Annotated in this window: 17 protein-coding genes and 1 tRNA gene; 17 read left to right on the forward strand and 1 reads right to left on the reverse strand. The window is 47.3% G+C overall.

Annotated features, from left to right (window positions below):
• Positions 1-98 precede the first annotated feature (98 nt).
• From BM184_RS02040 to BM184_RS02060, 5 genes are all read left to right on the forward strand, one after another.
• The gene (locus BM184_RS02040) at positions 99-575 is read left to right on the forward strand and encodes a CopY/TcrY family copper transport repressor (RefSeq protein ID WP_086942343.1); all 477 of its coding nucleotides are present in this window, start codon (positions 99-101) and stop codon (positions 573-575) included.
• Entirely contained in the window at positions 565-3,030 is a 2,466-nt protein-coding gene (locus BM184_RS02045; RefSeq protein WP_086942344.1) for a heavy metal translocating P-type ATPase, read from the forward strand. Before BM184_RS02040 ends, BM184_RS02045 begins: the two co-directional genes overlap by 11 nt.
• Positions 3,031-3,068: 38 nt before the next feature.
• Complete coding sequence (locus BM184_RS02050) at positions 3,069-3,278, forward strand: heavy-metal-associated domain-containing protein (protein ID WP_086942345.1); 210 nt, start codon at positions 3,069-3,071, stop codon at positions 3,276-3,278.
• Positions 3,279-3,421: 143 nt separating this feature from the next.
• A tRNA-Gly gene (locus BM184_RS02055) sits at positions 3,422-3,492 on the forward strand.
• 502 nt (positions 3,493-3,994) lie between these two features.
• On the forward strand, positions 3,995-4,813 hold the full coding sequence (locus BM184_RS02060) for a cell wall hydrolase (RefSeq protein WP_086942346.1): 819 nt from the start codon (positions 3,995-3,997) through the stop codon (positions 4,811-4,813).
• A gap of 200 nt (positions 4,814-5,013) precedes the next feature.
• Here the strand turns inward: BM184_RS02060 and BM184_RS02065 are convergent, their stop codons facing one another.
• Positions 5,014-5,544 (reverse strand): HD domain-containing protein, encoded by a 531-nt coding sequence (locus tag BM184_RS02065; RefSeq protein ID WP_375152981.1) that lies wholly within the window; start codon positions 5,542-5,544, stop codon positions 5,014-5,016.
• 238 nt (positions 5,545-5,782) lie between these two features.
• Here BM184_RS02065 and BM184_RS02070 point away from each other — a divergent pair, with 238 nt between their 5' ends.
• The 12 genes from BM184_RS02070 (at position 5,783) to BM184_RS02125 (ending at position 18,845) form a co-directional block, all read left to right on the forward strand.
• Positions 5,783-6,613 (forward strand): aminotransferase class IV, encoded by an 831-nt coding sequence (locus tag BM184_RS02070; protein WP_177208502.1) that lies wholly within the window; start codon positions 5,783-5,785, stop codon positions 6,611-6,613.
• 130 nt (positions 6,614-6,743) lie between these two features.
• Positions 6,744-7,736, forward strand: a complete 993-nt coding sequence (locus tag BM184_RS02075) for a biotin--[acetyl-CoA-carboxylase] ligase (RefSeq protein ID WP_086942349.1) — start codon at positions 6,744-6,746, stop codon at positions 7,734-7,736.
• Position 7,737: 1 nt separating this feature from the next.
• Positions 7,738-8,265: a biotin transporter BioY gene (locus tag BM184_RS02080; RefSeq protein ID WP_177208503.1), complete on the forward strand. Its 528-nt coding sequence runs from the start codon at positions 7,738-7,740 to the stop codon at positions 8,263-8,265.
• Positions 8,266-8,565: 300 nt separating this feature from the next.
• The gene (locus BM184_RS02085; protein WP_177208504.1) at positions 8,566-9,123 is read left to right on the forward strand and encodes an NADPH-dependent FMN reductase; all 558 of its coding nucleotides are present in this window, start codon (positions 8,566-8,568) and stop codon (positions 9,121-9,123) included.
• Between the two features lie 203 nt (positions 9,124-9,326).
• The gene (locus BM184_RS02090; protein ID WP_218150966.1) at positions 9,327-10,013 is read left to right on the forward strand and encodes a DUF554 domain-containing protein; all 687 of its coding nucleotides are present in this window, start codon (positions 9,327-9,329) and stop codon (positions 10,011-10,013) included.
• Between the two features lie 103 nt (positions 10,014-10,116).
• Positions 10,117-10,692 (forward strand): SOS response-associated peptidase, encoded by a 576-nt coding sequence (locus BM184_RS02095; RefSeq protein ID WP_177208505.1) that lies wholly within the window; start codon positions 10,117-10,119, stop codon positions 10,690-10,692.
• 449 nt (positions 10,693-11,141) lie between these two features.
• The gene (locus BM184_RS02100; protein ID WP_086942439.1) at positions 11,142-12,140 is read left to right on the forward strand and encodes an ABC transporter substrate-binding protein; all 999 of its coding nucleotides are present in this window, start codon (positions 11,142-11,144) and stop codon (positions 12,138-12,140) included.
• A gap of 642 nt (positions 12,141-12,782) precedes the next feature.
• Positions 12,783-14,339 (forward strand): 2-isopropylmalate synthase, encoded by a 1,557-nt coding sequence (locus BM184_RS02105; RefSeq protein ID WP_086942353.1) that lies wholly within the window; start codon positions 12,783-12,785, stop codon positions 14,337-14,339.
• An 18-nt stretch (positions 14,340-14,357) separates the two neighbouring features.
• Complete coding sequence (gene leuB, locus BM184_RS02110) at positions 14,358-15,404, forward strand: 3-isopropylmalate dehydrogenase (RefSeq protein ID WP_086942354.1); 1,047 nt, start codon at positions 14,358-14,360, stop codon at positions 15,402-15,404.
• A 15-nt stretch (positions 15,405-15,419) separates the two neighbouring features.
• Positions 15,420-16,808, forward strand: coding sequence for a 3-isopropylmalate dehydratase large subunit (gene leuC, locus BM184_RS02115; RefSeq protein ID WP_086942355.1), 1,389 nt, complete (start codon positions 15,420-15,422; stop codon positions 16,806-16,808).
• A complete protein-coding gene (gene leuD, locus BM184_RS02120) occupies positions 16,795-17,382 on the forward strand; it encodes a 3-isopropylmalate dehydratase small subunit (protein ID WP_086627076.1) in 588 nt (195 codons plus the stop codon). Before leuC ends, leuD begins: the two co-directional genes overlap by 14 nt.
• Before the next feature lie 251 nt (positions 17,383-17,633).
• Positions 17,634-18,845 carry a saccharopine dehydrogenase family protein gene (locus BM184_RS02125; RefSeq protein WP_086942356.1) on the forward strand — a complete coding sequence of 404 codons (1,212 nt, stop codon included), beginning with the start codon at positions 17,634-17,636 and terminating at the stop codon, positions 18,843-18,845.
• The last annotated feature ends 1 nt before the right edge of the window (position 18,846 follow it).

Consider the following 18,846-nt stretch of genomic DNA (forward strand, 5'->3'; position numbering starts at 1 on the left):
GGCTGTTTTTTATTTTTGGTGGAAATCATTTGACATAAAACGTCTACAGATGTAAACTTATTTCAGAAGCAAGAATCAACAATGGAAGGGTGAAAGAAATGGCCGAACTGACGCAGAAGAAGATTACCGATGCTGAATGGGAAGTCATGCGCGTTGTCTGGACAAACGGGCAAGCTACCAGTCGGGAGATCATCTCGGTTTTGCAGGAAAAAATGGATTGGAAACAAGCCACCGTCAAAACGTTGATCGGAAGACTCGTCGACAAAGGGTTGTTGGCAACAGAACCGATCGGCAATAAATTCATATACAGCGCAAACGTTTCCGAACAGGAAAGCGTCGGCGGTGCCACCGAAGATCTTTTGGCGCACGTCTGCACGAAAAAAGTCGGCAGCACGATAGCGGAACTGATCGAAAGGGCAACACTGAGCCATGCCGATGTTGCGCTGTTGGAACAGGTTATCGCCGCCAAAAAACTGACGGCAGTCGCCGAAGTGAAATGCATGTGCACGCCAGGACAGTGCAACTGTAAACAAAACGGTTGCGTACACAAGGAGGAATCGCCAGATGGAAAATAAAAGTTATGACATAGAAGGCATGAGTTGTGCATCGTGCTCACAAGCCGTGGAAAAAGCGGCTGCCAAAGTCGTAGGCGTGAAGGAAGCTACAGTCAACTTGGCGACCGAAAAACTGACGGTTGCTGTTGATGCAAGCCATTTTTCCGAAGAAATTCTGAAGAATGCAGTCGATGCCGCTGGCTACGTTTTGGTGGCAAACAAGAAAGAAAAGACTTTTCTGATCGAAGGCATGAGTTGCGCCTCGTGTTCCCAAACCGTGGAAAAAGTGACCAGAGCAGTTGCCGGTGTCGCTGATGCATCCGTGAACTTGGCTACCGAAAAAATGGTCGTTTCCTACGATCCGACAGTACTTCATGCTGGGGATATCGAAAAAGTAGTGGCTGAAGCGGGCTACAAGGCAATCGAAGAGAATGCTACAGTAGAAGAAAGCGACCAAAACCAAGCAAAAAAAGAAAAGCACATCAAAAATATGTGGAGACGCTTCTGGCTCTCAGCTGTATTCACGGTTCCGCTTCTGTATCTCGCGATGGGCCACATGTTGGGCTTGCCATTGCCGATGAGCCTCCATCCGACTATGTATCCGGTCACGTTCGCGCTCACGCAGCTCTTGATGACGATTCCGGTGATGGTGCTCGGGACGAAATTTTTTACAGTAGGATTCAAGTCCTTATTCAAAGGACACCCGAATATGGACTCGCTGGTGGCTTTGGGAACAAGCGCGGCCTTTCTGTACAGCCTGTATGGCACCTTTGCAGCAATCGGAGGGAACAATGAGCTTGTCATGAATTTGTATTACGAATCGGCAGCCGTCATTTTGACGCTGATCACGCTCGGGAAGTACTTCGAGGCCGTTTCAAAAGGCAAGACCTCTGAGGCCATCAAAAAATTGATGGGCTTGGCGCCTAAGACAGCCCGTGTCATCCGTGACGGCAATGAGCAGGAAATCAAACTGGAGGCCGTCATGGTTGGCGACATTTTGGTCGTACGTCCCGGCGAGAAAATGGCTGTCGATGGGAAAGTGACGGAAGGCCTGACGTCCGTCGATGAATCGATGCTGACAGGCGAAAGCATGCCGGTGGAGAAAAAAGCTGGGGATGCCATCATCGGTGGCAGCATCAACAAAAACGGAACCATCCAGTACCGGGCCGAAAAAGTCGGGAAAGATACTGCCCTTGCGCAAATCATCAAATTGGTGGAAGATGCCCAAGGTTCAAAAGCACCGATTGCAAAGCTGGCTGATACGATTTCGGGCTACTTTGTTCCGATCGTCATCCTGCTTGCTGTTTTGGCTGGGCTTGCCTGGTACTTCTTGGGACAAGAATCCTGGATTTTCGCGCTCACCATCACGATATCGGTCTTGGTTATCGCCTGTCCTTGTGCTTTGGGCTTGGCGACTCCGACTGCCATCATGGTGGGTACCGGTAAGGGGGCCGAGAACGGTGTGCTGATCAAAAGCGGGACAGCTTTGGAAGTGACGCATAAAATCCAGACAATCGTTTTCGATAAGACGGGGACGATCACTGAAGGCAAACCAAAAGTGACGGATGTGCTGGTCCGTGATGGGATCGATCCGGATGAACTGTTGCTGCTGGCGGCATCGGCCGAAAAAGGATCGGAGCATCCGCTCGGAGAAGCCATCGTTCGCGATGCTGAGGAGAAAGAGTTGTCTCTATTGAAACCATCCGCCTTCAATGCGCTGCCAGGTTTCGGTATTGCAGTCACAATCGATGGGAAAGAGCTTTTGCTTGGAAATGAAAAGTTGATGCTGAAACATGCAATCGGACTCGGTTCATTTGCTGAAACATCCCACACACTGGCTGAACAAGGCAAAACACCGATGTACATCGCAATGGATGGGGAATTGGCCGGCATCATCGCTGTTGCCGATACGGTGAAAGCAAGCAGTGCTGCGGCAATCAAAAAACTGCGTGGGATGGGCATCGAAATCGCAATGATCACCGGCGATAATAAGCGTACGGCGCAAGCCATCGCCAATCAGGTAGGCATCGACCGTGTCTTGAGTGAGGTGTTGCCTGAAGACAAAGCGGAAGAAGTAAAGAAGCTGCAAAAGGGGGGCCGTAAAGTTGCTATGGTCGGAGACGGCGTCAATGATGCACCGGCATTGGCCCAAGCCGATATCGGGATCGCCATCGGGTCAGGGACGGACGTCGCCATCGAATCAGCGGATATCGTGCTGATGAAGAGCGACCTCATGGCAGTTGCCACAGCCGTTGAACTCAGCAAAGCCACCATCAAAAACATCAAGGAGAATCTGTTCTGGGCATTCGCCTATAATGTCCTGGGCATTCCTGTCGCGATGGGAATCCTGCACGTCTTCGGAGGACCTTTGCTGAATCCGATGATCGCCGGAGCAGCGATGAGTTTCAGCTCGGTGTCGGTTGTGTTGAATGCATTACGTCTGAAAGGGTTCAAACCTTCCGTTTCAAAACGGTAAGGGAAAATATTATATTATATAGAAAAGAGGAAACGATTATGGAAAAAGAATTGATGTTGGAAGGAATGAAGTGCGATGGTTGCGTAGCAACAGTCCAAGAGAAATTTTCTGCGATTGTAGGTGTGGAAAAGGTAACCGTTGATTTGGAAGGAAAGAAAGCGACAGTACAAATGAACCAAGATATTTCCGAAGCAACTTTTAATGAAGTGTTGGCCGATACGAAATTCAAAGTAACCGGCAGCAAATAAGCTGAAATAATGCACGGGCTCCCTCATCGATTGCTGAGGGAGTTTTTTTCGCACAAATTTGCACATTTTTTCTGTTTAGCTATTGTCGTGAGCACAATTTAGGAGTAGAATGGAACATGCAGTCCGGTCGAACAGACCAGCATGCGGGCGTAGTTTAGTGGTAAAATGCGACCTTCCCAAGGTCATGTCGCGGGTCCGATTCCCGTCGCCCGCTTTCTGATATTGCATGTATCTTAACCTTACCGATGAATTCGGTAAGGTTTTTTTATTTTTGTTTACAATAAGCAAATGTTTTGTAATAATTTTTAGCCAGTATAAGGAGAATGGGCTGGAACCGCTTGAGAAATGACACACATTGAGGGGAATGTTACAGCTGGAATAGTTGATAAATCAAAGGTCTACATGTTTTTTGACATAGAGATTGTGAAAATTGACATCTATCATCTCAATTGTTACAAGTTGATTTTCTATATTACGACAGCGTAATATTTGACTTATGTTTGTAAGATAAACACTTATTTGAGACAGTGACGTTAAGATGGAATAACAAAGAAGGGATTTTTAACTTTAGCTGTTTGATTCGTGATAGGATTGTCTCTGTTGAAAGAACTCCGATCGAGACCTGGGTAAATACTTCATTTATCAAATAAAAAAGGTCATGAAGAGTATAAATTGCAATACGAAAACATTGCGAAGAGAAGAAAGGGACAAAACACATGAAAAACTTCAAATCTAGATTATTCGTAACGAGCGCAACTTTAGCAGCCATCGGTTTTATGGCAACAGCGAATCCTACACAAGCAAACGCAACAGAATATACTTCATCCACTTGGACAGCACGTACGGCAGATCAAATCAAAGCGGATATCCAAAACTTGGAGAGCGGCAGCAAATACACTTTCCAATGGGGCGATACTTTATCAGCAATCGCATTGGCTACTGACGTATCAGTGAATGCCTTAGTCGATGTCAACAGCATCGGAAATGCAGACTTAATCATTGCCGGCAACTCAATCGTATTGTCAGCGGACCACAACATCGTGACTGTTGAACAAGACTCAGAAGTGAAGAGCTACGATGTCAGCTCCGAAGAAGCAGTTGAAGTCGAAACACCGCTTGAAGTTGTTGAAGAAGTCCAAGCAGCTGCACCAGTTGCAGAACCAGTTGCTGCACCAGCTGAAGAAACATATGTTGAGCCAGCTCCAGTAGCACAAACGGCAGCAACGACTTATCAAGCAAGCTATTTCTTGTATCAAGTAGTCCAAGCTGAAGCAGGCCCAAGCTACCAAGAAAAATTGAACGTTGCTTCTGTTATCATGAACCGTGTTGATTCCGGAATCTGGGGCGGAACTACAATCGATGCTGTCTTGTACGCATCAGGTCAGTTCTCAGTAGTTTCCAACGGATCAGCTGCAGCACAAGTGCCTTCTGCTGAAACAATCCAAGCAGTTAACGAAGTATTGAACGGTTACCGTTCAACCTCAGCTGAGAGCTTCCGCGCTTCAGGCGATGGCGTAACAAACGTATTCTTCTAAACAATATATACAGTACTGATAGTACAAATAGAATGCTGGACCCTTTGCGGGTTCAGCTTTTTTGGTGCGACAGCTCTATACTTACAACCGAATCACAATCTCTTTGTGATGGTTAATCTACTGATATAGTATATAGAAAGAAGGCCAAGAGGAATTCCGATAAAGCGGAATTTTTCTTGGCCTTCTGTTTGTGTTTGCAATTAAATGTTGATGTTCAGGTTTACCGGACTCAATTTGGAAACCAGGTTGCGGATACGAGAACCTGCAATTTCTTTGATTGGCTCGACAACCTCTCTGATCGCGACATATTTGTCCACGTAGGTTACGACAAAACTTTCTTTGTAACGTGGCAGGCCGCAACGGCTTACCAAGAACATATGCTTGAGGATGATATCGCGCTCCAATGAGCTGATTTCAGTGATGCGGCAAGCATTTTCGCAGGCAATTTTCGGATGGGCGTCTGCATGGGAACCGATATTCAGCTGTGCGACAGCATCGCGGTCTTCATGGAAGAAGTCATGCAACAGACCGGCACGCGCAGTGGATCGGGCATCCAGATTCCATTTTTTTGCAAGCTGATAACTCTTATAGGATACGCGGATAGAATGCTCCAAACGATTGGTGAAGTGGTGGTGGGTAATGGTCTCCATATGCAATAATTCTTCGTGATAGATGAGATCTTCGACCAAAGCAACATATTCAGCATCATTTTTCCAATGGGATTGTGGCATCTGCATGCTTATTCTATCATCCTTTATGTTAGTAGATTTGTTTGTATTTTTCATGATGCCCATACTATACACCCACAACAGAAAAAAAGGAAGGGACTCGTTGTGTTTTTCTTCACTTTTACCAATTTTTAAAGTCTTTGTCATTTTGCTGTCACATCCGCGTTTTTGCGAATGGACGTGTACTTTTTGGGATTCCGGAGTAGAATAGGGGATATAAGAACAGGAAGGGGCAATGAATGTGGAGAAAGTGGAAGGACCTTTTTACTTATTGAACGATGACCTCATCAAAAATGAGGACGGCGGAAAATATCCGGAATTTGAAGGTCGGACAGTATATGAAGTCATCCGTGTCCAAGATGGGATTGCGATATTTTTGGAGGATCATTTGGATCGTTTTTTCCGGTCCGCGGCTTATCTGGACCTGCCGTTGCCTGCGACTGCAGAATCTATCGAGGACCGCGTCTATCGCCTGATAGCCGCCAATCAAGTTGGGGAGCAGAACCTCAAGTTCATCCTTGGTAAAACGGCAAAAGGCGAGAGTATGTTGTGGATCTTTTTCACCCAGAGCGTCTATCCTCCAAAAAACTATTATGAAGAGGGTATCGCGACGAGCCTCTTCCGTATCGAACGGTTGGACCCGAACATCAAGCTTGTACGGTCGGATTATCAAAAAGCGGTACTGCAAGAACGGGCAGATAAAAGGGTCTATGAACTGCTGCTTGTGGATGGAAATGAGGAAATCACGGAAGGCAGCCGCACGAATGTCTTTTTTGTGAAAGGGAAAGAGTTGTACACACCTCCAGCAAAGGCGGTTCTGCTGGGTATCGTCCGCAAGAAAGTGTTCGAAATCTGTGGGAAACGGCAGATTCCAATCAATGAAACGTCTATCCCTGTCGAATGGATAAAGGATGCGGAAGGAGCATTCGTTTCCGGCACAGGCAACAATGTGCTGCCGATATCGAAAATCGGAGCGGTTGCGATTCCGACAATGGACAATCCGGTCGTGCAGATGATCATGGCGGATTATGCCGAAATGGTCAGAGCATATAAGGAAGAAAATAAACACTAAAAAAACATTGTTACCCTTTGGTGTGAACGGGTTGACAAAGAGCTGGCTAGCGTTTAAACTGAATACAGCATTGAGACCATCACTTCGGTTCAAGTGGTGGTTTTTTTATAGAAGAGAATGGAGGGAAAGGATGTCAACAAAGGAGAAAGTCCTGCAGTTTCTGGAGCAGCATAAAGGCGAAAGCATTTCCGGCCAAGATTTGGCTGATAAATTGGAAGTTTCCAGAACATCCGTGTGGAAAGCGATCAATGGCCTGAAAAAAGAAGGCTATCAAATAGAAGCAACTACGAATAAAGGGTATCAGTTATCCATTGATACTGACCTATTATCGGAGGCGGCCATCGTACCGCTGCTGTCGGAAGCGCTGAAAGGCCACCGGATCATCGCGCACAAAACGATCGATTCGACCAACCTGGAGGCCAAACGGATCGTTAATGAAGATCCCACTTTCGAAGGCGTGATCTTATCGGAAGAGCAGACAAAGGGCAGAGGCCGTTTAGGGAGAGTTTTCTACTCGCCGAGCGAATCGGGCCTGTACATGAGTTTGGTTTTAAAGCCGGCTGCGGATATGGATAACGCCACCTTAATCACGACAGCCGCTGCCGTCGCCGTCTGCCTAGCGATTGAAATATTGACGGGAAAAAATCCGCAGATCAAATGGGTAAACGACATTTTCCTGGATGGCAGGAAAGTCTGCGGTATCCTGACCGAAGGGATCATGGACATGGAATCGCGGACAATCGGAACGATCATTTTAGGAATCGGCTTGAATTTCCGGGCGCCTGAAACGGATTTTCCCGATGAAATCCAGTCGATCGCCGGCACGTTGTTCGATTCAAAAAATGCCGCGGTGACACGGAACCAAATGGCCGCTGAAATACTCAATCGTTTTTATGTCCTTTACCCGGAATTGGCTTCCCGTTCCTACCTGGACGAGTACCGCAAACGCTGTTTTGTTTTGGGTGAACAGGTCACTTTCCCACAAGGAACTGAAACAATCGAAGCCAAAGCGATCGCAATCGACGATGACGGCGGACTGGTTGTGGCATTGCCGAATGGGGAAACAAAAACCCTGACATATGGCGAAATCAGCATCAAAATCAAAAAGAGAGAAGGAAAATAACATGAAATTATCAACAAGAGATTTGACCCAAATCAGCATATTCGCGGCTTTGACATTCGTCAGCTACTTCATCAGCATACCGGTAGGGCCTGTTCCGATTACGTTGCAGACATTGTTGGTTTTGCTGACCGGCTTTTTTCTGCGCCCACGAGCTGCTTTTTTTGCGCAAACGCTGCATCTGATTATGAAAGTATTGTTGGGCGGCTTCCAATCTTTCGTGAGCCCGAGCTTCGGTTTCGTCTTCGGTTTCATCGCCGCGGCTACACTCATTTCCTATCTTGTCCACAAAAAAGACGGGAATGAGTTCTCGTACGGCGCTGCGGCCATAGCCGGAACAATCGTGATGTATGCAATCGGCTTGCCTTACCTTGCGATGATTTTGAATGGCTTCATGGGTAATTCGTTCGGAGTGAAAGAAATCTTCGAGATGGGAATGCTGTTGTTCATCCCGGGGGATATCGCGAAGGGACTGTTGGCAGTCATCCTTGCAGATCGCTTAAAGGGTCGTGTCCGCGCATTCCAACATTGATTTAGATTAAAAAATAAATAACTAAGAAAACATCCAACACCGCTGTCTGACGGGATTGGATGTTTTTATTTGAAAGAATATCTCGAATTCGTGAATATATAACTTGAAATACATTCCGGGATGTGGCATAATGATATCAAGCTTACGAAATGTAAGAGAGGTGAAGGAGAGTCCTTCATTGAAAAACAAGTGCATGGAGGAAAAAAATTGGAAAACACATCTATAATATCTCGAATTAGTAATGCTTTATTTGGAAATAAAAATACAACAATAACAACAGACGAAAAGGGGAAAACAACTATGAAAATCGGAATTATCTCAGGAAGCGTACGTGAAGGAAGAAACTCAGCAGCTGTATCAGAATGGATCCATGAATTTGCCGAAAAACGCAATGACGGCGGCATCGAATATGAAATCGTAGCTTTAGCAAACTATGACTTGCCTTTATTGGGCGCTAAATTACCGGAAGACCGCCAAGCAGCAGCTGGCGCAGCGATCCAAGCTTGGTCGGAAAAAATGGCTTCATTCGACGGATATGTGTTTGTGACTCCTGAATACAACCATGCAGTCGGTGGCGCTTTGAAAAATGCATTGGATTTCCTGAAGCCTGAAGTTGCCGATAAAGCAGCCGGATTTGTAGGCTACGGAAGCTTGGGCGGGGCCCGCGCACACGAAAACATGCGCGTTATCCTAGGCGAGTTGAGCGTAGCAACAGTGCACACAACAGTAAACTTTTCATTGATGACTGATTTCGAGAACATGAGCAATTTTGTGCCGAATGATTATCATGCAGGAAATGCAACAGCGATGTTGGACGAATTGATCAAATGGTCCGGAGCACTGAAAACAATCCGTTAATAGCAAGCTGAATAAGAATGATGAGAGGGGATCGCCATGCGTGCATGGCGGTCTTTTCGCATTTCGGATAAATGCAGCCTTCACCTTTCGTCCATTGATTTTCTGAAAGCGAGCGTCTATACTGATACGTACTGAGCTTGCGGGCACGCAAGCCTTTGGATCACGTAATCAAGATACATGCAATAACAATTGGAGGGGATAAAGTGGTTTTGTTGGGAAGTTTGGTCAACAGCGCTGCCATCGTTTTGGGAGGCGGCATCGGGTTGGTTTTGAAGAAAGGTTTATCGGATAGATTAGCCAGCGCGGTGATGAACGCTTTGGCGCTGTGCGTATTATACATAGGGATCAGTGGTATGTTGAAAGGCGAAAATATTCTGATCACCATTCTGTCGATGGTTGCTGGCACTTTGGTCGGCGACGGGCTCGATTTGGATAAAAAAATCAATCAGCTCGGGGATACGATCGGGCAGAAGGTTGCTTCACCTGACGAAGGGGTTTCGGTTTCAAAAGGGTTTGTGACGGCAAGCTTGTTGTTCTGTGTGGGCGCGATGGCGATTGTCGGCGCTTTGCAGAGCGGTCTGACAGGAAACCATGATACGCTTTTCGCGAAGGCTTTGATCGACGGTATCGCAGCCATCGTGATGGCATCCAGTTTGGGCGTCGGTGTTCTCCTTTCAGCCGGCTTGATTCTCGTTTATGAAGGCGGCATTTCGCTTTTTGCCAATGTTCTTGCGCCGCTTCTGAATGATTCTGTAATCAATGAAATGACGTGTGTTGGCTCTCTGTTGATTGTCGGTCTGGCTTTGAATATGTTGAAACTGACTGATCTGAAAATCATGAATTATGCGCCCGCGGTCTTTTTCCCGATCCTTTTCGGATTTTTTATGTGATCGACTGAAAAAAGACGTTCCCAATGGGGCGTCTTTTTTGTATAACGCCTCTGTCTCCCTTATAATCGGTATCAAGGAAAGCCAACGGAAGGGAGACTGGACTATGTGCGGACGTTATGCGCTTGAAGCGACAAAGAGGGAGTTATGGGAAAGATACCTGTTGGGGGAGATGGCAGAGGACGTCGAAGTGCGTGGGGAAATATTTCCGACCAACAGCACACCGCTGATAGTGCCGGGCAACGAGCTTGTTCATCACAGCTGGGGATTTGTGGAGCCTTTCGCTAAGCGCCCTCTGATCAACGCCAGAGCAGAAACCATACTCGAAAAGCCGACTTTCAGCCAACCTTTCCGGACAGCGCGCTGTTTGGTGCCGGCGACTGCATTTTTCGAATGGGAAAAAGTTGGCGAAGAAAAGCTGAAACGAAAAATTTCCGTATCGGATATCCCGATTTTTTCGATGGCAGGTATATTGAAGACGTATCAGGATGAAAATGGGAAACCTTTTACGGCTTTTTCCATCATCACCACTGCCGCCAACGATCAGATGCGTGCCATCCATGATCGCATGCCGGTGATACTGGATCCTGAAGATGAAGCCTTATATCTGGATCAGAAGGCCGATCCGAAACAGGTATGGAAATTGCTGAAACCAACTGCACACCTGTTGCTGCTGCAATGACCATTCATAATATTTCAAAATGAGAATATACTCATCTTAATTTAATTTCACCGTTGACATCCTTATCTGATTCTTATAAACTGAAAGCAACAAATAAATGACGTGCGAGGAGAATTTATGCAAACGCAATCAACAGAACACAATCACATTCTCAGCTTTGACTTTAGCTACTTTAGGTGCTGTTTGTAGACATGCCAGACATGGATGCAAACAATGAACAAAAAATTTGTTTGTATCTATGATGGCTGAAGCATTTTTGCGTGATGTGACAAGCCCCATAGATAGATGAAAAAATCTATTTGGGCTGTTGAGTTTCCATAAACTTACCATAGCAAAAGCCCATTTGGATAATCGTATCTGAATGGGTTTTTGCGTATTCGGAACAAACAATTGCTTGCATAAGCAGTTCTCGCACAAATTAAAAAATAGGGGGAAATGAAATGATTGGAATGGATTGGAAAAAGAAAGTAGCGACAACATTGGCGCTGACTTCTGCCTTATTGCTTGGTGCATGCGCCAGCGGTACAGATGAAGCGACGGATTCTTCCGCAGCAAGCTCAACAGCATCAGCGGATGCTGTGCGCATCGGTATCCTGCAGATCCTTGAGCACGAATCCTTGTCGGCCGCACGCACTGGTTTCTTGGAAGTTTTGGAGGAAGCCGGTTATGTCGAAGGCGACAATCTGATTGTGGATTATCAAAATGCCCAAGGAGACCAAGCCAACCTGCAGAGTATGGCCGAGCGTTTGGCCGGCAGCAACGACCTCATTTTAGGGATTTCGACACCAGCTTCACAAGCAATAGCGAACGCTGAAAAAGAAAATGCGGTTCTGTTCACTGCCGTAACTGATCCGATCGATGCCGGACTTGTGGCAAGTGCCGAAGAACCAGGCGCGAACATCACCGGAACAAGCGACCAAGCACCGATGGACAAACAGATCGAATTGTTGTTGTCGATCGTACCTAGTGCGGAAACAGTCGGCATCATCTTTAACTCGAGCGAAATGAATTCCATTGTACAGAGCGATCAAGCGAAAGCCTTGTTGGAAGCAGCAGGCGTGAACGTTGAAATCATGACTGTAACTTCCACAAATGATGTCCAACAAGTGATGGAGTCATTGGTACAAAAAGTGGATGCAATCTACATCCCAACGGACAATACCTTATCCAGCACGATGGCTACTGTCGGCCAAATCGCTATGGAAGCCAAAATACCGGTCATTCCTGGTGCGACTGAAATGGTGGAAGCTGGCGGATTGGCAACTTACGGAATCGACTTCAAAGAATTAGGTCGCCAGACAGGAGAAATGGCCTTGCAGATTTTGGAAGAAGGCAAGCTTCCTTCCGAATTGCCTGTCCAATTCCCTGAGACACTTCAATTGGTAATAAATGAAGAGATGGCTGAAGCACTGGGCATCGATCCGGACAGCATCAAATTGCCGGAATAATCTATGCACAAAAAACGAGGCTGCCCACTTAGCGGGACAGCCTCGTTTTTTGTGCTGTCCAGGATATAAGCGCTCTGCTCCGGCGAACGGGGACCTCGCCGAAGTTCGCCTAATATTTAGGGTGCCTCCTCCGATGAGCGAGGCTTCGTCGGAGGAGAGCCCGAAAGTTACCGGCGAACTCCGGTGAAAGGGGCCTGACCGGAGTTGAGGACCACAATCCATCGCAAACCACAGCGCTCTTCCGGTTCCGCGGGGTGTCACATGATTTTGTAAGGAAATGGGAAAAGGGGTTGACAAAAGAAGACACATTGCATAAAATGAGAATACGATAATAAAACTTAATGAAAAATTAGAAGGCTACAAAAAAAGAGGAGGGGATCGTCATGGAAGATGCAAACGTATCAGCTAACGTAATCATGGGGACTACCCCTTCTTTCAACGGCTTATTATTATAGCAGGGCTTGGACACTGGAATATCAGTCGTTTGAGCCCTGCTTGGCATTGACAAATAATGGGGCTGAAGCGATTATTTATTGACCTTCGAAATGCATCCATTATTTGTGGATGCATTTTTTTTCGAAATTTACTCTTATGATTCTTTAATGAAACCAATAAACGAAAAATGAACCGGAGGAAAAGACCATGACCGAAAAACAGTACATTCAATTCTTTGATACGACCCTGCGCGACGGGGAACAGACGCCTGGCGTGAACTTCAACACGAAAGAGAAAGTGCAGATTGCCTTGCAGATGGAAAAATGGGGGATCGATGTTATCGAGGCAGGGTTCCCGATTTCTTCAGAAGGCGACTTTGAAGCAGTAAAAGCAATTGCCGGCGCTGTCAAAAACATGACGGTAGCAGGACTTGCGCGTTGCAACGAAAAGGATATCGATGCGGCTCATGAAGCCTTGAAGGATGCAACAGATCCACAGATCCACATTTTTATTGCAACCAGTCCCGTCCATATGGAATTCAAACTGAAAATGAGCAAAGAAGAAGTGCTAGCCTCTGTTGCACATCATGTGGCATACGCCAAATCAAAATTCGAGAAAGTCCAGTTCTCCCCTGAGGATGCAACAAGGAGTGATTGGGATTTCCTGGTTGAAGTCGTCAATCTGGCTATCGAAAAGGGCGCAACGGTCATCAACATTCCTGATACCGTTGGCTATACCAATCCGACCGAATTCGGCAATCTGTTCAAATACCTGAAGCAAAACGTAACCCGCTTTGATGACGTCATCTTCTCCTCCCATTGCCACGATGATCTGGGTATGGCAACAGCAAATGCTTTGGCTGCAGTCGAAAATGGCGCTCTTCGGGTAGAAGGCACCATCAACGGGATCGGAGAGCGCGCAGGAAATACGGCACTTGAGGAAGTTGCAGTCGCTCTTCACATCCGCAAAAACTATTATGAAAAAGAAACGGGTATGGTACTGAAGGAAACGAAGCGCACAAGCGATTTGGTCAGCCGTCTTTCCGGCATGCCGATCCCGCGCAACAAAGCCGTCATCGGTGGCAATGCCTACGCACACGAGTCCGGGATCCATCAGGATGGCGTGCTTAAAAATCCTGAAACGTATGAAATCATCACACCGCAATTGGTCGGCGTGGAGCATAATTCGTTGCCGTTGGGCAAGCTTTCCGGCCGTCACGCCTTCGTGGATCGGATTGCGCAAATGGGTTATGAAATCACCGATCCGGCAGAAATCAAAATATTGTTCGCACGCTTCAAGGAGTTGGCTGACAAGAAGAAGAACGTGACCGAAGAGGACATCCATGCGCTGATGGTCGGCAAGTCGATCGAGGACGAATCTGCTTACGAGCTGAAACGTCTGCAAGTGCAGTTTGTGAAGGATGGCATTCAAGCGGCAATCGTCGGCATCCAGGACAAGGGCAATAAAGATGCGAAGATGCAGGATTCCGCGACCGGATCGGGAAGCATCGAAGCAATCTACAACACCATAAACCGCATTATGGAGCAAGAAATCATTTTGAAGGAATACAATATCGAAGCCATCACGGGCGGGAAAGATGCGCAAGCAGAAGTGCACGTGGTCGTGGAGGATGAGGACGGCAAGAGCTATAACGGCACAGGCATCGACTTCGACGTCCTGACGGCATCCGCGAAAGCGTATATCCAAGCGAGCGGGAAAGCAAAAAATAAACAGACAATAGAAAAAGTATCAGCACATTTCTGATGAGGGGGAAAAAGTAAGATGAATTATACGATTGCAGCATTGCCCGGAGATGGCATTGGACCAGAAATAATGGAAAGCGGATTGACTTTGCTGGAAACACTCGGCAAAAAATTTCATCATGAATTCAACGTGACGGTTTACCCATTCGGAGGAGCCGGCATCGATGAAACCGGCGATCCGATTCCACCACAAACGATCAAAGGCTGTTCTGAAGCTGATGCAATCCTGTTGGCCGCAATCGGCGGACCGAAATGGGAAAAAGCCGAGAAAACACCGGAAGATGGCCTTTTGCAATTGCGTAAGACGTTGGGACTTTTCTCGAACATCCGCCCGATTGCGGTCAGCGACAGCATCGCCCACCTGTCCCCGTTGAAGACGGAGCGGGTAAAAGGCACTGACTTCATCGTTGTCCGTGAATTGACAGGTGGCCTGTACTTCGGCCAGCCGAAGCATTGGAACGATGAGGAAGCGACTGATACACTCTTCTATAAGAAGAGCGAAATCGATCGGATCGTACGCCAGGCTTTTGACATCGCGATGACGCGCAGCAAAAAGCTGACTTCCGTCGATAAAGCGAACGTATTGGCCAGCAGCAAACTGTGGCGTAAAACAGTAAATGAAATCGCAACAGAATACCCGGAAGTTACCGTTGATCATTTGTATGTCGATGCGGCTTCGATGAAAATCATCCAAGATCCGACTTCATTCGATGTTATCGTAACGGAAAACATGTTCGGGGATATCCTGAGCGATGAGGCATCCGTCATCACAGGCTCATTAGGCATGCTGCCTTCCGGAAGCCATGCAGTATCCGGTCCATCCTTATATGAACCGATCCATGGTTCCGCACCGGACATCGCCGGTAAAAACATCGCGAATCCGATGTCGATGATCTTATCCGTTGCCATGATGCTGCGTCAAAGCTTCCAGCTGCATGAAGAGGCGGATGCGCTTGAAAAAGCAGCCTCCGAGGTGATGGATGCCGGTTTCCTGACGGCTGATCTGGGCGGCACGACGACAACGACAGCATTTACTGAACAAGTGAAAGCCATTTTGGAAAAGTGAAGGGGAGTACATAGTATGAGCAGAACACTTTTTGATAAACTTTGGGACAGACACGTCATTACAGGAGCAGCAGGTGAACCGCAATTGTTGTATGTGGATCTGCACTTGATCCATGAAGTGACTTCACCGCAAGGCTTCGACGGCTTGCGCGAAACCAACCGCCAAGTCCGACGCCCAGATAAAACGATCGCAACGGTCGACCACAATGTGCCGACGGAAGATATCTTCAACATCAAAGACCTTATTTCGAAGAAACAGATTGAAGCGCTGCAGAAGAATTGCGCAGAATTCAACATCCCGTTGATGGACATCGGCACAGCCAACCAAGGAATCGTGCACATGGTCGGACCGGAATTGGGCGCAACCCAACCAGGAAAGATTGTCGTCTGCGGAGATTCGCATACGGCTACGCATGGCGCTTTCGGAGCGATGGCTTTCGGAATCGGCAGCTCGGAAGTTGAGCATGTTTTTGCAACGCAGTCCATCTGGCAGAAGAAACCGAAGTCGATGGGCGTCAAAATCACCGGAAAATTGCCTGCGGGCGTCTATGCCAAAGACATCATCCTGCACCTGATCGCTACTTACGGGACAGCCTTCGGGAGCGGCTATGCGATTGAATTCTACGGGGATACAGTGGAAGCCTTGACGATGGAAGAACGGATGACGATCTGTAACATGTCCATCGAATTCGGTGCCAAAATCGGCATGATGGCGCCGGATCAGACTACCTACGATTATCTGCGCGGCCGCCGTTATGCACCAGAAAACATGGAGAAAGCCATCGCTGATTGGGAGACCCTGAAGAGCGATCCGGATGCTGTCTATGACACTTCCATCGCTATCGATGTTTCCGACTTGGCTCCTTATGTAACATGGGGAACAAACCCCGGCATGGGCGTGCAATTCGGCGAGAAATTCCCTGAAATACAGGATAAGAATGACGAGCGCGCGTATAACTACATGGACCTGCAACCCGGCCAAACGGCTGAAGAGATTCCATTGGGCTTTGTCTTCATCGGTTCTTGTACGAATGCGCGTCTGTCCGATCTGATCGAAGCCGCGAAGTACGTCAAAGGCGGAAAAGTGCCTGATCACATCCAAGCTATGGTCGTTCCGGGCAGCCGGACAGTCCGGGATGCTGCCGCAGAATTGGGCTTGGACAAGATTTTCATCGATGCAGGATTTGAATGGCGTGAACCAGGCTGCTCGGCTTGTTTGGGGATGAACCCGGATAAAGTGCCTGCAGGGGTACACTGCGCTTCAACCTCCAACCGTAACTTTGAAGGCCGGCAAGGCAAGGGTTCGCGGACGCACTTGGTCAGCCCAGCCATGGCTGGAGCTGCTGCAGTGAACGGTAAATTTGTGGATATCAGAAAGGAAGCAGTGACTTATGGAGCCAATTAAAGTACATAACGGTAAGACCGTTGCCTTGATGAACAACAACATCGACACCGATCAAATCATCCCGAAAGTATTCCTGAAACGGATTGAAAAAACGGGCTTCGGCGCTTTTGTTTTCGATGAATGGCGCTTCCTGAAAAACGGCGATCCGAATCCGGAGTTCCCTTTGAACGATGCCGACCGCCAAGAAGCAACGATCCTCGTGACCGGGGATAACTTCGGCTGCGGATCTTCCCGTGAGCATGCCGCATGGGCGTTGAAGGATTACCGTTTCCGCGTCATCATCGCCGGCAGCTACAGCGATATCTTCTATATGAACTCCTTGAAAAACGGTCTGTTGTTGATCGAATTGCCGCAAGAGCAACGCGACGCTTTGGCGCAGTTGTCTGCAGACGAAACCATCCAAATCGATTTGCCGAATCAAGTGGTCAGAACCAGCACTGCAGAGTATCCTTTCGCCATCGATCCAACTTGGAAGCACAAATTGGAGAACGGCATCGACGACATCACCGAAACGATGGCCTACAAAGATGAGATTGATGCGTATGAAGCAAAATGGGACAATATTTACGCATAGATGAAAGAAGCGAGAAATTTCCTTCAATTGGAGGGAAGTTCTCGCTTGTTTTTTTGAATTAAGGTAAGATGGAGTTGCGTCAAGGTCTATCAAATATGACGATATGTTGTCGTTGTCGCTAAAAAAACATTATCCTATACTGCTTTATGTTATAATATCTTGTCTGTCGTTAAGCCCCTATTTGAGGATATCTGCAGAAAAAGGCCCGCAGGATGGATGAATGAATTTTCCCTACAGGAGGAATGAATAAGATGAGTAGAGCTTTAATTATTGGTGCCGGTGGCGTTTCCAACGTCGTATGCCATAAATGTGCCCAAAATTCAGAAGTGTTCGAAGAATTTATGATTGCTAGTCGTACCAAGTCAAAATGCGATGAAATCAAAGATCGGATCGAAAGCGGCATTTATGCTGGGCGTTCCAAAATCACGACAGCCCAAGTGGATGCGAACAATGTTCCTGAATTAGTGGCGCTGATCAATGAATACAAACCGGATATCGTGATTAATGTGGCTTTGCCATACCAAGACTTGACCATCATGGATGCCTGTCTTGAAACAAAAACTGATTATGTCGACACAGCGAACTATGAACCGGAAGATACAGCAAAATTTGAATACAAATGGCAATGGGATTACCGCGAGCGTTTCGAAAAAGCCGGCATCACCGCGTTGTTGGGATCAGGCTTTGACCCGGGCGTAACAAGCGTATTCTCTGCCTATGCCCAAAAACATCATTTCGATGAGATCCATACGATCGATATCCTGGACTGCAACGGCGGCGATCATGGTTATCCTTTCGCAACCAACTTCAATCCGGAGATCAATATCCGCGAAGTGACCGCGAACGGAAGCTATTGGGAAAACGGCAAGTGGATCGAAACCGAACCGATGGAAATCAAACGCGAGTACAATTTCGATCAGGTCGGCAAGAAGGACATGTACTTGCTGCACCACGAAGAAATCGAATCGTTGGCTTTGAACATCAAAGGCATCAAACGCATCCGTTTCTTCATGACTTTCGGCGAAAGCTACCTGACGCATTTGAAAGTATTGGAGAACGTCGGCATGACTTCTATCGAGCCGATCGAATTCGAAGGCAAACAAATCGTGCCGCTGCAATTCCTGAAAGCCGTACTGCCTGATCCGGCTTCATTGGGACCACGCACGAAAGGGAAAACGAATATCGGTAACATCTTCACGGGGATCAAAGACGGCAAAGAGAAGACTTATTACATCTACAACGTCTGCGATCATGAAGAATGCTACAAAGAAGTCGGCTCGCAAGCCGTCTCCTACACAACCGGCGTCCCAGCGATGATCGGGGCGGCTATGGTTTTGACCGGACAATGGAAGAAACCAGGCGTGTACAACATCGAGGAATTCGATCCGGATCCATTCATGGAAGCATTGAACGTCTATGGCTTGCCTTGGCAAGAGGACTTCAATCCGACATTGGTCGATTAGG

This window comes from Trichococcus pasteurii, from assembly GCF_900112935.1.
GTDB classification, from domain to species: domain Bacteria; phylum Bacillota; class Bacilli; order Lactobacillales; family Aerococcaceae; genus Trichococcus; species Trichococcus pasteurii.

Excerpts from the sequence above, each read along its gene's own strand:
- BM184_RS02075 (WP_086942349.1), top strand. The coding sequence starts at position 6,744 with ATGTCAACAAAGGAGAAAGTCCTGCAGTTTCTGGAGCAGCATAAAGGC.
- leuB (WP_086942354.1), top strand. The coding sequence starts at position 14,358 with ATGAATTATACGATTGCAGCATTGCCCGGAGATGGCATTGGACCAGAA.
- BM184_RS02045 (WP_086942344.1), top strand. The coding sequence starts at position 565 with ATGGAAAATAAAAGTTATGACATAGAAGGCATGAGTTGTGCATCGTGC.
- leuC (WP_086942355.1), top strand. The coding sequence starts at position 15,420 with ATGAGCAGAACACTTTTTGATAAACTTTGGGACAGACACGTCATTACA.
- BM184_RS02085 (WP_177208504.1), top strand. The coding sequence starts at position 8,566 with ATGAAAATCGGAATTATCTCAGGAAGCGTACGTGAAGGAAGAAACTCA.
- BM184_RS02125 (WP_086942356.1), top strand. The coding sequence starts at position 17,634 with ATGAGTAGAGCTTTAATTATTGGTGCCGGTGGCGTTTCCAACGTCGTA.
- BM184_RS02065 (WP_375152981.1), bottom strand. The coding sequence starts at position 5,544 with ATGCCACAATCCCATTGGAAAAATGATGCTGAATATGTTGCTTTGGTC.
- leuD (WP_086627076.1), top strand. The coding sequence starts at position 16,795 with ATGGAGCCAATTAAAGTACATAACGGTAAGACCGTTGCCTTGATGAAC.
- BM184_RS02060 (WP_086942346.1), top strand. The coding sequence starts at position 3,995 with ATGAAAAACTTCAAATCTAGATTATTCGTAACGAGCGCAACTTTAGCA.
- BM184_RS02040 (WP_086942343.1), top strand. The coding sequence starts at position 99 with ATGGCCGAACTGACGCAGAAGAAGATTACCGATGCTGAATGGGAAGTC.
- BM184_RS02080 (WP_177208503.1), top strand. The coding sequence starts at position 7,738 with ATGAAATTATCAACAAGAGATTTGACCCAAATCAGCATATTCGCGGCT.
- BM184_RS02100 (WP_086942439.1), top strand. The coding sequence starts at position 11,142 with ATGGATTGGAAAAAGAAAGTAGCGACAACATTGGCGCTGACTTCTGCC.
- BM184_RS02095 (WP_177208505.1), top strand. The coding sequence starts at position 10,117 with ATGTGCGGACGTTATGCGCTTGAAGCGACAAAGAGGGAGTTATGGGAA.
- BM184_RS02050 (WP_086942345.1), top strand. The coding sequence starts at position 3,069 with ATGGAAAAAGAATTGATGTTGGAAGGAATGAAGTGCGATGGTTGCGTA.
- BM184_RS02105 (WP_086942353.1), top strand. The coding sequence starts at position 12,783 with ATGACCGAAAAACAGTACATTCAATTCTTTGATACGACCCTGCGCGAC.